The following is a 12,597-nucleotide window of genomic DNA, read 5'->3' as shown; positions in this document are numbered from 1 at the left end:
CGCACGATCTCGCACGCCCTCGGCACTACCTTGCACTAACCCGCGATGCGCTCGGCCAGCGCGATCAGCGACCGGTCCGACCCTGCCGGCCCGAGCAGCGAAATGCCCAGCGGCGCGCCATCGCGTGTGGCGAGCGGCATCGAGAGCTGCGGAAACCCCGCCAGCCCCGCGATGCACAAGAGACGGATCGCGCGGTTGCGGTAATCCTCCATCGACGCCTCGCTGTCGCTGCGCAGCGGTGCGATGTCGGGCATGGTCGGCATCAGCAGCACGCCGTCGGTGCCGAGCAGCCCGGCCAGGTGCGCGCGGAACGCGGTGCGGAAAACGCGCGCGGTCGCCACCTGCGCATCGGTCACTTCGCGTGACCACGCAAAGCGCTCGGCCACGCCGGGGCCCAGCGGCGGCGCGTAGCGTTCGATCAGCGGGCCGTCGGTGAGCCAGGCTTCGCGCGACTGCAGGTAGCGGAAGTGCCAGTACATCGCGTCGAAGGATTCCATCGCCACGGTCGTTCCTTGCGCAGGGCCGAGCAGGCTTTGCACGCGGTCGGCCGCGCCTTGCAGCGCTTCGGCCGCGGCGGGCACGGCGAGGGCCCAGACGTCGTCGGGCCGCAGCAGCCGCACACGTTCGGGCAGGGCGGCTGCGTCGGTGCCCAGCAGCACATCGGCCACACGCGCGAAGGTGCCGATGTCGCGCGCGAACCAGCCGCAGGTGTCGAAGCTGGGCGCGAGGTCGAGCGCGCCTTCCAGGCTCACGCGGCCGTGCGTCGGGCGCAGGCCGTACAGGCCGCAGTGGTTGGCCGGCGCGCGCACCGAGCCGCCGGTGTCGGTGCCGAGCGCGAAGTCGCACAGATTCGAGGACACGGCCGATGCCGACCCCGACGACGAGCCGCCCGTGATGCGCAGCGGCGCGCCACCGTTGACCGGCGCGCCGAAGTGCGCGTTGTTGCCGTTCATCGAGAACGCGAGCTCGTCGGTCACGGTCTTGCCCGCGAAGCGCGCACCGGCATCGAGCAGCTTCTGCACCGTGGGCGCGGTGCGGGTCTTGATGCCCGACATCGCCAGCACGATGGGGTTGCCGCCGCCGGTCGGATAGCCGGCCACGTCGAACAGGTCCTTGGCGGCAAAGCTCAGGTCCGTCAGCGGGCCGGTGCCGGCGCGCGCCACCGGCGCATCGGGGTACGGAACGAAGGCGTGGGCAGGGTCGTGCAATGGCATGGCAATGAGAGGCGTGAAGGAGGATGACTCAGGCGACCAGCACGGGTGCAATGGCCGCTGCGGCCTCCGTGTGGATGCAGCGTACACGGTGATTCGGTGCCAGTTCAATCACCGGCGGTTGTGCGGCGCGGCAGGCATCGCTCGCGAGCGCGCAGCGCTCGGCAAAGGAGCAGCCGGGCGGCAGCGCCGAAAGATCGGGCGGCGCACCGCCGATGGTCTCCAGCCGCGTGCCGCGCGCGAGCGCCCCGTGCGCCCGGCTCTTGAGCAGCGCGATGGTGTACGGATGGCGCGGCGAGCGGATCAGCTCGCGCGCCGTGCCTTCCTCGACGATGCGCCCCGCATACATCACCGCGATGCGGTCGGCCACCTCGACGGCCGCGCCGATGTCGTGCGTGACGAAGATCACCGAGAGGCCGAGGTCGCGCTGCAGTTCGCGCAGCAGCAAAAGGATCTGGATCTGCACCGTGGCATCGAGCGCCGTGGTCGGCTCGTCGGCCAACAGCAGCTGCGGCTTGCAGGCGAGGGCGAGCGCGATCATGGCGCGCTGGCGCATGCCACCCGACATCTCGTGCGGATAGGCCTGCAGCCGTCGCTCGGGGCTCGGAATGCGCACGCGCTCGAACAGCGCCAGCGCGCGCTGCTGCGCCTCGGCCTGGCTCACGGACTCGTGGCGGCGGATCGACTCGACGATCTGCGCGCCCACCGAGTACACCGGGTCGAGCGCGAGCAGCGGCTCCTGGAAGATCATCGACGCGACCTTGCCGCGGAAGTCCGCGAGTTCGCGCTGCGACATCCCGAGCACGTCGCGGCCCGCCACTTCCACCAGCCCGCCCATGCGGGTGCGGCGCTCGGGGTGCAGGCGCAGCAGCGTGCGCAGGGTCACGCTCTTGCCAGAGCCCGATTCGCCGATCAGCGCGACCACTTCGCCGCGCTGCACTTCGAGGCTCACGCCGCTGACTGCATGCACGGGCTTGCGGCCGCCGCTGAAGGTGACGCTGAGATCGCGCAGCCGGACCATGGGGCCGGTGGCGGCGGTTTCTGCTGCTGTTGTCGCTGTTGCGCTCATGCGGCCTGTCTCTGCAAGAAGGGTTGCGGCTGCGCCATCGGATGCCCGCTGCCGGGCTCGTGCACCAGGCAGCTCACCGCATGCTGCGAATCCGTCGCGATGCGCTCGGGCACGATCTGGCTGCACACCGGCGCCGCGATGGAGCAGCGCGGATGGAAGCGGCAGCCCGTCGGCGGGTTGATCGGGTTCGGCGGATCGCCCGCGAGCGCCGCCACCTCGGTGCGGTGGTCCGGGTCCATCGATGGCATCGAGGACAGCAATGCGCGCGTGTACGGGTGCGCGGGCGTCTCGTACAGCGCATCGGCCGGACCGATTTCGGCCACCTGCCCGAGGTACATCACCATCACGCGGTCGCTCACATAGCGCACCACGTTGAGGTCGTGGCTGATGAACACGTACGTGAGGCCGAACTCGGCCTTCAGGTCGAGCAGCAGGTTGATGACCTGCGCCTCCACCGACTTGTCGAGCGCCGACACGGCCTCGTCGAGGATCACCATGCGCGGCTGCAGTGCCAACGCCCGCGCGATGTTCACGCGCTGCCGCTGGCCGCCCGACAACTCGTGGGGATAGCGCTCGGCAAAGCGCTGTGGCGCGAGGCCCACGCGCGCCAGCAGGTCGCGCGCCCGCGCCACCGATTCGCGCCGCGAAACGCCGTGCACCTGCGGCCCGAAGGCGACCGAATCCTCGATGGTGAGGCGCGGGTTGAGCGAGGCGTAGCTGTCCTGGAACACCATCTGCACCTGGCGACGGAATTCCTTCAGCGGGAGGTCGCGGCCGCCGACCTCGCGGCCGTCGAAGATCACCTCGCCGCGCGTAGGTTCGATGAGCTGCATCAGAAGGCGCGCGGTCGTCGACTTGCCGCAGCCCGATTCGCCGACCACACCGAGGGTCTCGCCCTTCATCACTTCGAAGTCCACGCCATCCACGGCGCGCACCACGCCGCCGCCGCGGCCGAGCGGGTCTTTCTTGAGCGGGAAGTGCTTGACCAGGCCCGAGATGGTGAGGAGCGGCTGCGCGGGGCCGCCGATGTCCTTCAATGCTTCCATGGCTTCAGCCCTTGTTGTCCATGGCCGAACGCAGGCCGTCGGACAGGAGGTTGAAGGAAATCGAGGTGATGAAGATCATCGCCCCCGGCAGTGCGGCAACCCACGGCTGCACGTAGATCGCGGTGCGCAGCGTGTTGAGCATCAGGCCCCATTCAGGTTCGGGCGGCTTCACGCCGAGGCCGAGGAACGAGAGGCCCGAGGCCAGGATCATCGACACCGCGATGAGGCTGGTGGCGTACACGAAGATCGGCCCGAGCACGTTGCCCAGCACATGCACCCGCACGATGGTGAAGGGGCTGGCGCCCGAGGCGCGCGCCGCCTCCACGTAGTCGCGGGTGCGCACCTGCGTGGTCACGCTCTCGGCCACGCGCGCGATCTGCGGAATGAACACGATGGTCAGCGAGATCAGCGAATTGACCACGCCCGCGCCCAGCGTGCCCGACAGCGCGATGGCCAGCAGCACCGACGGGAACGCGTAGAACACGTCGATGGTGCGCATGATCAGCGTGTTGGTGATGCCGCCCGCATAGCCCGCGACGATGCCGATCACCGTGCCCAGCACGAAGGCGCAGAGCACCGGCGTGATGCCGATGAAGAGCGACAGCCGCGCGCCGACGATCAGCCGCGAGAGCATGTCGCGGCCCAGCTCGTCGCTGCCGAAGGGCAGGCCCTCGGTGCCGATGGGCTTGAGGCGCTTGAGCATGGACGACTGGTACGGGTCGGACGGCGCGAGCCACGGACCGAACACTGCGATCGCGATCAGTAGCAAGACGACGACGGCTGCGCCGACCGCGACCGGATCGCGGCGAAAGCGCAGCCAGACCGAAGCCCAGTAGCCGCGCGAGCGCTGGGCCGGCAACGGCTCGACGGCTGCGGCGGTGGGAGAGGAAGCGAGCACGGTGGACATGGTGTTGCAGCTTCCTTCTTCAGGCCCGCGCGATGCGCGGATCGAGCAGCGTCTGCAGCACGTCGACCAGCAAGTTGAGCACCACGAAGAACATCGCCAGCACCAGGATCGTTCCCTGCAGCAGCGGCAGGTCGCGCTGGAAGATGGCGGAGTTCAGCAGGAAGCCGGTGCCGGGCCACGAGAACACGGTCTCGATCAGGATCGAGCCGCCCAGCAGGTAGCCCAGTTGCAGGCCCATCACGGCGAGCGCCGTGGGCGCCGCGTTCTTCACCATGTGGCGGAACACGCCGAAATGCGTGAGCCCCTTGGCGCGCAGCCCGACGATGAACTCCTGGTCGAGGATGTCGGCCACCAGTGCGCGCACCGTGCGCGCGATGATGCCCATCGGAATCACCGACATCGTGAGCGCGGGCAGCAGCAGGAACTGCAGGTGCTCCCAGTTCCAGGCCCAGTCGTCCGAGCCGCTCGGGCCGGCGCCGGTGGCGGGCAGCCACATGAGCTGCGACGAGAACACGATCACCATCACCATGCCCAGCCAGTAGTGCGGCACGCTCACGCCGAGCACCGAGAACATCGAGGCGAAGCGATCGATCCACGAGTTGCGGAAGTAGCCCGCCACGAAGCCGAAGAGGCAGCCCAGCACGAAGCCGATGAAGGTGGCCACCACCGCCAGCCGCAGCGTGTTGCCCACGGCGGTGAACACCTCGCCGGCCACCGCGCGGTTGCTGGCAATGGAGACGCCCAGGTCGCCGTGCATCGCGCGCCAGACCCACATGGCGAACTGCTCGGGCAGCGAGCGGTTGAAGCCGTAGAGCTCGCGCAGCTGCGCCTGCAGGTCCGCCGAGGCGTCGGGCGGCAGGATCGACACCAGCGGATCGCCGGGCGCGATGTGCACGAGCAGGAAGCACACGAGGGCCACGCCGATCATGATGGGCACGGCGTAGATCACGCGGCGCAGGAGGTAGGTGAACATGGGGTGGCTGGCTCGTGGGCTGGCTGGAGCGAAACGTTCAGTCCATCGTCATGGTCGCGATGTCGATGAACCAGCTCCTGGGCTGCACCACGTTCTTGACCTTGGCCGACATGGCGCGCGGGCCCACGTCGTGCGCGATCCACACGAACGGCGCGTCATCCACGATGTGGGTGTGCAGCTTGGCGAGCGCGGCGTCGCGTGCCTTGTCGTCGAAGCTGGTGCGCGCATCGGCCACGAGCTTGTCGACCTCGGCGTTGCCGTAATAGCCCCAGTTGTTCGACACCGGCGGAAACGCCTTGGTGCTCACGAAGCGCACCATCGCGAAGAACGGGTCCATCGCCGCGAAGCTGATGTTGACCGCGTTGGCGCCGTTGGCCGACGGGTCCTTCGCACCCTTGCGCCAGTTGGTGAAGAGCGTGTTCCATTCGATCACGTCGAACTGCACGTCGAAGAAGCACTGCTTGAGCGACTGCTGCGCGAACTCGTTCATCGGCAGTGGCTGCATCTGGCCCGAGCCCGAGGCCGAGATCTGCACCTTCACCTTGATCGGCTTGGCGGCGGAGTAGCCGGCCTGCGTCATAAGCGCCTGCGCGGCCTTCACGTCGTAGCGGATGTCGAAGCCGGGCTTGCCGAACCACGGGTGGCCCGGCGGCACCGTGCCCTTGGGCTCGGCCATCATGCCGCCCAGCAACTGCTTCATGCCGCCGCGGTCGATGCACAGGTTGGCCGCCTGGCGCACGCGCTTGTCGAGCCAGGGCGAGCCCTCCGCGAAAGAGAGCTGCCACGGCCACACGTGCGGCTGCGCGTTCGAATAGATCTTGAAGCCGCGCTGCGTGATCTGCGCCATCGCGTCGGGCGAGGGCGCCTCGATCCAGTCGACCTGCCCGCCCAGCAGCGCGGCGGTGCGCGCGTTGGCTTCGGGCATGGGGATCATCACGACCTTGTCGATCTTGGGCACGCGCTTGGCGTCCCAGTACGTCTTGTTGGCGGCGAGTTCCAGCCGCTCGCGCGCCACGAAGCGCGTGACCTTGAACGGGCCCGAGCCGGACGGGTCGGCGGCGAAAGCGGTCCAGGCGGCCTTGGCCTTGTCGGCGGGCGTGGCGCCGGCAGCGGCGTCGAACTTCTTCTGCCAGTGCGCGGGCGACGCCATGAACAGGTTCGACAGGTTGATCGGCAGGAAGGCATCGGGCTCGCTGGTGGTGAGCTCGACCGTCATGTCGTCGATCTTGCGGGCGGACTTGAGCGTGGGCATGCGCGAGGCGGTGACGCCCACCTGGCTGGGGTCGAACTGCGGCGAATCCTTGTCGAGCACCTTCTGCACGTTCCACACCACCGCATCGGCGTTGAAGGCCGAGCCGTCGTGGAACTTGACGCCGGGGCGCAGCTTGAAGACCCACTTGGTCTTGTCCCTGGCATCGACTGCCCAGGTGGTGGCAACGCCGGGAATCAGCACGCTGGGCGCGTCGGCCTTGGACAGGTCCCACTGCGTGAGCGCGTCGTAGATCGGGATGCCGGTGAAGCGGTTGCCTTCGAAGCCCTGGTCGGGCTGGCCGAGGGTGCGCGGAATGTCGGCGGCGGTCATGGCGATGCGCAGCGTCTTTTCCTGGGCCAGCGCGGCGGGCGATGCAAGAACCAGGACGGCGAGCGCCGCGCAGGCGGCCAGGGGTTTCAGGGACAGGGCGGGGGCAGCACGCTTCACATGGAACTCCGGTGTGGGGGATGACGGAAAGGCGAAGGAAGCGCTCAAGCACGACATGTGCCAACCGGTACAGAGCCCCCAGGCATGCGCCGGCTATTTCCGGTTGTCGCCGGCTGTTGCGGCGATGCCGCCATCCCGGCTATGCCATCCGACCGATAGACGCGGCCGCGCCCCGCTTTCGACAATGCAGCCGCCCGCTTCGAAAGCCGAAGTCGCGTGGGCGAGGGCAAGAACGATGACAACACTGAGACAAGGCTCGCGCGGGGCCGATGTCCGCAGGCTGCAGGAGGCCCTGAACAGGACGCTGCGGCCGGGGCCCGGGCTCGTGATCGATGGCGACTACGGTCCATTCACCCGGATGGCCGTGCGCCGGCTGCAGGCTGCGAACTGGCTGGTCGAGGACGGCGAGGCCGGTCTCTGCACGCAGAACCTCGTGTTCGGCCGGGAGGTCCGCGAGCCGATCCTGCATCCCGTCGCGCTGATCCCCCAGCCCATGCCCGCCCTGTGCTGGGCGGCCGCCACGGCCATGATCACGCGCTCCACGGTGCCGGCGGTGGTCGCGCGCACGCCGGGCGAACTGGTCGCCGAGGACGGCGGGCTGCGCGGCTTCGCGGACGCCGACGAGGCGATGACGGCCGATGCGCTCTTCGCATCCGCGCACGGTTTGGTGCTGCAGCGGCCGGCGATGTCCTGGACGGTCTGTGCCATGCGCACCGCGCTGGAGAGCGGGCTGCTGATGTTCGACCTGCGCTGGGGCGCCAAGGGCCATGCGGCCGGCGGCCCGGGGCACATGGTCGTCGTGGCGGGCATCCGCGGGGACGGCGAGGAGGGAACGACGCTGCGCATCTTCGATCCCTGGCCTCCGAACAAGGGCGCGCGCTGCTCGGTCAACCATGCGAGCTGGAGCCGGCACACGGCCGCAACCATCTGCCGGGTGTTCCTGCACGCGTAGCCCGCAGCGGCGAAGGGCACGCCGGGGAGGCGGTGCGACAATCCCCGCGCCATGACAGACACCCTCACGATCACCCGCCCCGACGACTGGCATTTGCATGTGCGCGATGGCGCCGCGCTCGAAGCCGTCGTACCGCACAGCGCGCGCCAGTTCGGCCGCGCGCTGATCATGCCGAACCTGCGTCCCCCCGTGACCACCGCTGCCCAGGCCGTGGCGTATCGCGACCGCATCCTTGCCGCCGTGCCCGAAGGCAGCGCCTTCGAACCGGTGATGTCGCTCTACCTCACCGACAAGCTGCCGCCCGAGGAAATAGCCCTTGCCGCCGAAGCCGGCGTGCGCGCGCTCAAGCTCTACCCGGCCGGCGCCACCACCAACAGCGATGCCGGCGTGACCGACATCCGCAAGACCTACAAGACGCTCGAAGCCATGCAGAAGCACGGCCTGCTGCTGCTGGTGCATGGCGAGGTGACCGACCCGGCCATCGACCTGTTCGACCGCGAGGCCGTTTTCGTCGACCGCGTGATGATCCCGCTGCGCCGCGACTTCCCCGAGCTCAAGGTGGTGTTCGAGCACCTCACCACCAAAGAGGGCGCCCACTACGTGCGCGATGCCGACCGCTTCACGGCCGCCACCATCACCGCGCACCACCTGCTCTACAACCGCAACGCGATCTTCACCGGCGGCATCCGCCCGCATTACTACTGCCTGCCGGTGCTCAAGCGCGAGACGCACCGCGTCGCGCTGGTCGAGGCGGCTGCGAGCGGCAGTGATCGCTTCTTCCTCGGCACCGACAGCGCGCCGCACCCCGCGCACCTGAAGGAGCACGCCCTCGGTTGCGCCGGCTGCTACACCGCGCTGACGGCGATCGAACTGTATGCCGAGGCCTTCGACAGCGTGAACGCGCTCGACAAGCTGGAAGGCTTCGCGAGCTTCCACGGTCCCGATTTCTACGGCCTGCCGCGCCACACCGACACCGTCACGCTCAAGCGCGAGACATGGACCGTGCCGGAGACCGTGCCTTACGGCGAAGCGACGCTCAAGCCGCTGCGCGGCGGCGAAACCATCCACTGGAAACTCGTATGACACCGACGCTGCGCGTGATGCTCCTGATCGATGCCGACAACGTCTCGGCCGACGTGATCGAGCAGGCCGTGCAGCGCACGATGGACGAATACGGCGCCGTCCACGTGCGCCGTGCGTACTGCAACGCCGAGATGGCGGTCAATCGGCAGGCGCTCTTCAAGCAGCTTTCGGTGCGGCCGATGGTGAATCTCTCGGCCGGCAAGAACAGCACCGACATCGCGCTCGCGGTCGATGCGATCGACCTCGTGATCGCCGAGCGGCCCGACGTGGTGGTGCTGGTGTCCTCGGACTCCGACTTCGCGCCCCTCGTGAGCCGGCTGCGCGAAAAGGGCTGCCGCGTCTGCGGCATCGGCCAGCAAGGCAAGACGGGCGACGAGACAGTCGGCATCTACGACACCTTCATCGATCTCGCGCACCACAGCGTGAAGCCCGCGGCCCGCACCGCTGCGGCGAAGAAGGTCGCGGCGAAGGTGCCTGCCGCGAAGACCACGCGCGCGAAAAGCGCGGCGGCACCCGCGAAGAAAGCGGCGACCAAGACGGCCGCCCGGAAGACGACGCGGGCCGCCGCCCCGCCGCCCCAGCCCACGCCGCAGCCGGTCTCCGAAGCCGCCGAGTTCATCCTGGAAGCCGCGCCGGCCCTGCGAAGCGGCAAGGACGTGCCGCTCAACGACGTGGCGAAAGCCCTGCGCACCGCAGGCCTCCTCAGCAAGAGCGGCAGCTCGCTCAAGCTGTTCGACAAGCTGACGGCGGAGTTCGCGGTGATGCAGCACCCCGACCGCATCCGCTGGACGGGCGCGTCCGCGTCCTGATTCGATGCTGCCGGCGGTCGACTGGGCGCAGCCCTGGTTTGCGCCCTATCGCGCCGATGGCGAAGCGGTTGCGCAGGCAAGCGATGCATCGGTCGCCTCGGCGCTGCAGGCGATCAAGCCGCCCTCGGCGCCCGACTTCGTGCACCAGGACAGCCTGCCTGCCGGCCAGGCCTACGAAGCGCACATCTTCGAGACCCGCACCGTGCCGACCCGCGACAACCTGCACGACTTCTTCAACGGCTTGGTCTGGCTCGCCTTTCCGCAAACCAAGCGGCGCCTGAACGAACTGCAGGCCGCCGAGATCGCCCGCACCGGTGTCGGCGCCACGCGCGGCCCGCTGCGCGACGCGCTCACGCTGTTCGATGAGAACGGCGCGGTGCTCGATGCGCCGCCCGCGCTATGGGACGCGCTGGTGGCGCGCGATTGGCACGCGTTGTTCGTGACGCGGCGCGCCTTGTGGTCCGACGCGCGGCTGCTCGTGTTCGGCCACGCGCTGCTCGAAAAGCTGGTCGCGCCGCGCAAGGCCGCGACGGCCCACGTGTTGTTGACGGGTGCGTCGCGTTCGAACGCCCTCGACGACGCCACACTGGCCCAGCGCCTCGGCCCGGAATGGCTCGCGCAGAAGCCCTTCGTGCCGCTTCCCGTCCTGGGCGTACCGGGATGGTGCGCCGCCAATGCGTCGGCCGAGTACTACGACGATCCGAAGGTCTTCCGGCCCCGTCCGTAGAACTTTTGCTCCTATCATTGCTCTACCCGCAGCCGCCATGCCGGGGCCGCGTCAGTATCCCAACAACAAAGAAGCGCCCGCATCACCGCATGGCTTGAAGAGGGCCCGCCGGCCCTCATCTGAGCGGCAGTTCCCCCACGGAGAATTCAACTTGAAACGTATCCTTCTGTTCGTTTTGACCAACGTGATGGTCGTCGCAGTGCTCGGCATCGTCGCGAGCCTGCTCGGCGTCAACCGCTTCCTCACGGCCAACGGCCTGAACCTCACGGCGCTGCTGGGCTTCGCGCTCATCATGGGTTTCGGCGGCGCATTCATCTCGCTGCTCATCAGCAAGCCGATGGCCAAGTGGACCGCCGGCCTGCGCATGATCGACAACCCCCAGTCGCCCGACGAGGCCTGGATCGTCGCCACCGTGCGCAAGTTCGCCGACAAGGCCGGCGTCGGCATGCCTGAGGTCGCGATCTTCGAAGGCGAGCCCAATGCCTTCGCCACCGGCGCCTTCAAGAACTCGTCGCTCGTGGCCGTGTCCACCGGCCTCCTGCAGAACATGACGCGCGAAGAAGTCGAAGCCGTCATCGGCCACGAAGTCGCGCACATCGCCAACGGCGACATGGTCACGATGACGCTGATCCAGGGCGTGATGAACACCTTCGTCGTGTTCCTCTCGCGCGTGATCGGCTACGCGGTCGACAGCTTCCTGCGCCGCGGCGACGACCGCTCCTCGGGCCCCGGCATCGGCTACTACGTGAGCACCATCGTGCTGGACATCGTGTTGGGCTTCGCCGCCGCCATGGTGGTGGCCTGGTTCTCGCGCCAGCGCGAATTCCGCGCCGACGCCGGCGCCGCCGCGCTCATGGGCCAGAAGCAGCCGATGATGAACGCGCTCGCGCGCCTGGGCGGCCTGCCCGCCGGCGAACTGCCCAAGGCGGTGGAAGCCATGGGCATCACCGGCAGCATCGGCAAGCTGTTCGCGACGCACCCGCCGATCGAAGAGCGCATCGCCGCGTTGCAGAACGCGCGCTGACACGAACCCGGCGCTGCCGCCGGACGTAAAAAAACCGCCAGCTTTGCGTGGCGGTTTTTTTATGGGCTGTCGCGGCGCGGAGGCGCCCGATGCGTCAGTCGGCGGCGGGTTCGGCAGGGGCCTCGGCGACCGGTGCCGCCGGTTCTGCAGCGGCCGCAACCGGCGCCTGCCGCTCGGCCCGCGCGCGCTCCAGCGTGCGCGACACCTCGCCGGGCTTCATGCCGTACATGTCGGCGAACTCCTGCTCGCTGCGGCCGCTGGCCTCGAAGGCGCGCAGCAGCGCTTCGCGCTTGGCGGCCTGCTGGGCGAGTTCGGCCAGTGCCTCGTCGACCACCGCATTGTTGTTCGCATCGCGCGAGCGCACGAGCACCGCATAGGCTTCGCGATCGAGCCCCGAGGCTTCGATCGCCTTGGCAATGCGCGCGACGAGCTGAGGACGCAGGTCTTCGCCGGGGTTGCGATGCATGCGGCGGCGGTGCAATTCGAGGATGGCGTGATGCACATGCTCGGGCGCGACCGGATCGAGCGCGTTGCCGTCGAGGTCATGCCGCGCGAGGCCTGCGGCCACGGCTTCGAGGTAACGCGTGGAGCGCGCGTGCTGACCCATCGCGATCTTCAGGTCTTCGGCCTTGAAGTCTTCGGGATGGCGCGCGATCAGTTCCTCGTACACGCCGAGCTTTAGCGGCACGAAGCGTGCGCCGAAGAGCTGCGGGTAGAGCTCGAACAAACGCTCGAGCACCGGGTTGACCTTGCGCGGCGCGCGCTGCGGTTGTTGCTGTTGTGCCTGTGCTTGCGCTTGCGGCTTCCGGCCCTGCTGCTGCCGGGGCTGCTGTCCCTGGCCTTGCGGACGCGGCTTCCTGTCGCGCGGTGGTCGCTGTTCTTGCTGCTGGCGCGGCTGCTGTTCGGCTGACGCTTGCGCGTCGGAGCTCGCAAGGGCGCCGTCGCTTGCGCCCGTCTTCAGCTGTTGCAGCTGCTCGGCCAGGTCCTGGCGCGGGCGCCGTGCGTTGCGCGCGTTCGTGTTCGGGGCGGCGGTGGATGCGTCGGTCATACGTGGGATCGGCGGTGGGCGCGATGGGATGGAAAGAGGAACAACAGGA

Annotated in this window: 12 protein-coding genes; 5 read left to right on the top strand and 7 right to left on the bottom strand. The window is 68.8% G+C overall.

What is annotated here, in order from left to right; translation table 11 throughout:
- Window positions 1–35: 35 nt before the first annotated feature.
- From QFZ83_RS24050 to QFZ83_RS24025, 6 genes are read right to left on the bottom strand one after another with little or no spacing between them, the layout of a single operon-like run.
- Window positions 36–1,214, bottom strand: coding sequence for an amidase (locus QFZ83_RS24050; RefSeq protein ID WP_307510663.1), 1,179 nt, complete (start codon window positions 1,212–1,214; stop codon window positions 36–38).
- A 28-nt stretch (window positions 1,215–1,242) separates the two neighbouring features.
- Window positions 1,243–2,232, bottom strand: coding sequence for an ABC transporter ATP-binding protein (locus tag QFZ83_RS24045; protein ID WP_307512806.1), 990 nt, complete (start codon window positions 2,230–2,232; stop codon window positions 1,243–1,245).
- Window positions 2,233–2,276: 44 nt separating this feature from the next.
- Window positions 2,277–3,326 carry an ABC transporter ATP-binding protein gene (locus QFZ83_RS24040; RefSeq protein WP_307510662.1) on the bottom strand — a complete coding sequence of 350 codons (1,050 nt, stop codon included), beginning with the start codon at window positions 3,324–3,326 and terminating at the stop codon, window positions 2,277–2,279.
- Between the two features lie 4 nt (window positions 3,327–3,330).
- Window positions 3,331–4,233, bottom strand: a complete 903-nt coding sequence (locus QFZ83_RS24035) for an ABC transporter permease (protein WP_307510660.1) — start codon at window positions 4,231–4,233, stop codon at window positions 3,331–3,333.
- Window positions 4,234–4,252: 19 nt separating this feature from the next.
- Window positions 4,253–5,206 (bottom strand): ABC transporter permease, encoded by a 954-nt coding sequence (locus QFZ83_RS24030; RefSeq protein ID WP_307510658.1) that lies wholly within the window; start codon window positions 5,204–5,206, stop codon window positions 4,253–4,255.
- Between the two features lie 37 nt (window positions 5,207–5,243).
- The gene (locus tag QFZ83_RS24025; protein ID WP_307510657.1) at window positions 5,244–6,905 is read right to left on the bottom strand and encodes an ABC transporter substrate-binding protein; all 1,662 of its coding nucleotides are present in this window, start codon (window positions 6,903–6,905) and stop codon (window positions 5,244–5,246) included.
- Between the two features lie 235 nt (window positions 6,906–7,140).
- Between QFZ83_RS24025 and QFZ83_RS24020 the strand changes: the two genes are divergently transcribed.
- From QFZ83_RS24020 to htpX, 5 genes are all read left to right on the top strand, one after another.
- Complete coding sequence (locus tag QFZ83_RS24020) at window positions 7,141–7,857, top strand: peptidoglycan-binding protein (protein ID WP_307510655.1); 717 nt, start codon at window positions 7,141–7,143, stop codon at window positions 7,855–7,857.
- Window positions 7,858–7,908: 51 nt separating this feature from the next.
- Window positions 7,909–8,940, top strand: a complete 1,032-nt coding sequence (gene pyrC, locus QFZ83_RS24015; RefSeq protein WP_307510653.1) for a dihydroorotase — start codon at window positions 7,909–7,911, stop codon at window positions 8,938–8,940.
- Window positions 8,937–9,749, top strand: a complete 813-nt coding sequence (locus tag QFZ83_RS24010) for an NYN domain-containing protein (RefSeq protein ID WP_307510651.1) — start codon at window positions 8,937–8,939, stop codon at window positions 9,747–9,749. The genes pyrC and QFZ83_RS24010 overlap by 4 nt, the downstream gene beginning before the upstream one ends.
- 4 nt (window positions 9,750–9,753) lie before the next feature.
- Window positions 9,754–10,476: a DUF3025 domain-containing protein gene (locus QFZ83_RS24005; RefSeq protein WP_307510649.1), complete on the top strand. Its 723-nt coding sequence runs from the start codon at window positions 9,754–9,756 to the stop codon at window positions 10,474–10,476.
- Between the two features lie 151 nt (window positions 10,477–10,627).
- Window positions 10,628–11,500, top strand: a complete 873-nt coding sequence (htpX, locus tag QFZ83_RS24000; RefSeq protein WP_013539363.1) for a protease HtpX — start codon at window positions 10,628–10,630, stop codon at window positions 11,498–11,500.
- A 94-nt stretch (window positions 11,501–11,594) separates the two neighbouring features.
- Here htpX and QFZ83_RS23995 read toward each other — a convergent pair whose 3' ends face one another.
- Window positions 11,595–12,548 carry a ProQ/FINO family protein gene (locus tag QFZ83_RS23995; RefSeq protein ID WP_307510647.1) on the bottom strand — a complete coding sequence of 318 codons (954 nt, stop codon included), beginning with the start codon at window positions 12,546–12,548 and terminating at the stop codon, window positions 11,595–11,597.
- Window positions 12,549–12,597: the final 49 nt, after the last annotated feature.

It is taken from the genome of Variovorax sp. W1I1, from assembly GCF_030815625.1.
GTDB lineage: Bacteria > Pseudomonadota > Gammaproteobacteria > Burkholderiales > Burkholderiaceae_C > Variovorax > Variovorax paradoxus_C.
This window is presented reverse-complemented; position numbering and strand designations above follow the sequence as displayed.

What these genes read in the sequence shown, in the direction of transcription:
- QFZ83_RS24050 (WP_307510663.1), bottom strand. Translation starts at nt 1,214, where the DNA reads ATGCCATTGCACGACCCTGCCCACGCCTTCGTTCCGTACCCCGATGCG.
- QFZ83_RS24045 (WP_307512806.1), bottom strand. Translation starts at nt 2,232, where the DNA reads ATGGTCCGGCTGCGCGATCTCAGCGTCACCTTCAGCGGCGGCCGCAAG.
- QFZ83_RS24040 (WP_307510662.1), bottom strand. Translation starts at nt 3,326, where the DNA reads ATGGAAGCATTGAAGGACATCGGCGGCCCCGCGCAGCCGCTCCTCACC.
- QFZ83_RS24035 (WP_307510660.1), bottom strand. Translation starts at nt 4,233, where the DNA reads ATGTCCACCGTGCTCGCTTCCTCTCCCACCGCCGCAGCCGTCGAGCCG.
- QFZ83_RS24030 (WP_307510658.1), bottom strand. Translation starts at nt 5,206, where the DNA reads ATGTTCACCTACCTCCTGCGCCGCGTGATCTACGCCGTGCCCATCATG.
- QFZ83_RS24020 (WP_307510655.1), top strand. Translation starts at nt 7,141, where the DNA reads ATGACAACACTGAGACAAGGCTCGCGCGGGGCCGATGTCCGCAGGCTG.
- pyrC (WP_307510653.1), top strand. Translation starts at nt 7,909, where the DNA reads ATGACAGACACCCTCACGATCACCCGCCCCGACGACTGGCATTTGCAT.
- QFZ83_RS24010 (WP_307510651.1), top strand. Translation starts at nt 8,937, where the DNA reads ATGACACCGACGCTGCGCGTGATGCTCCTGATCGATGCCGACAACGTC.
- QFZ83_RS24005 (WP_307510649.1), top strand. Translation starts at nt 9,754, where the DNA reads ATGCTGCCGGCGGTCGACTGGGCGCAGCCCTGGTTTGCGCCCTATCGC.
- QFZ83_RS23995 (WP_307510647.1), bottom strand. Translation starts at nt 12,548, where the DNA reads ATGACCGACGCATCCACCGCCGCCCCGAACACGAACGCGCGCAACGCA.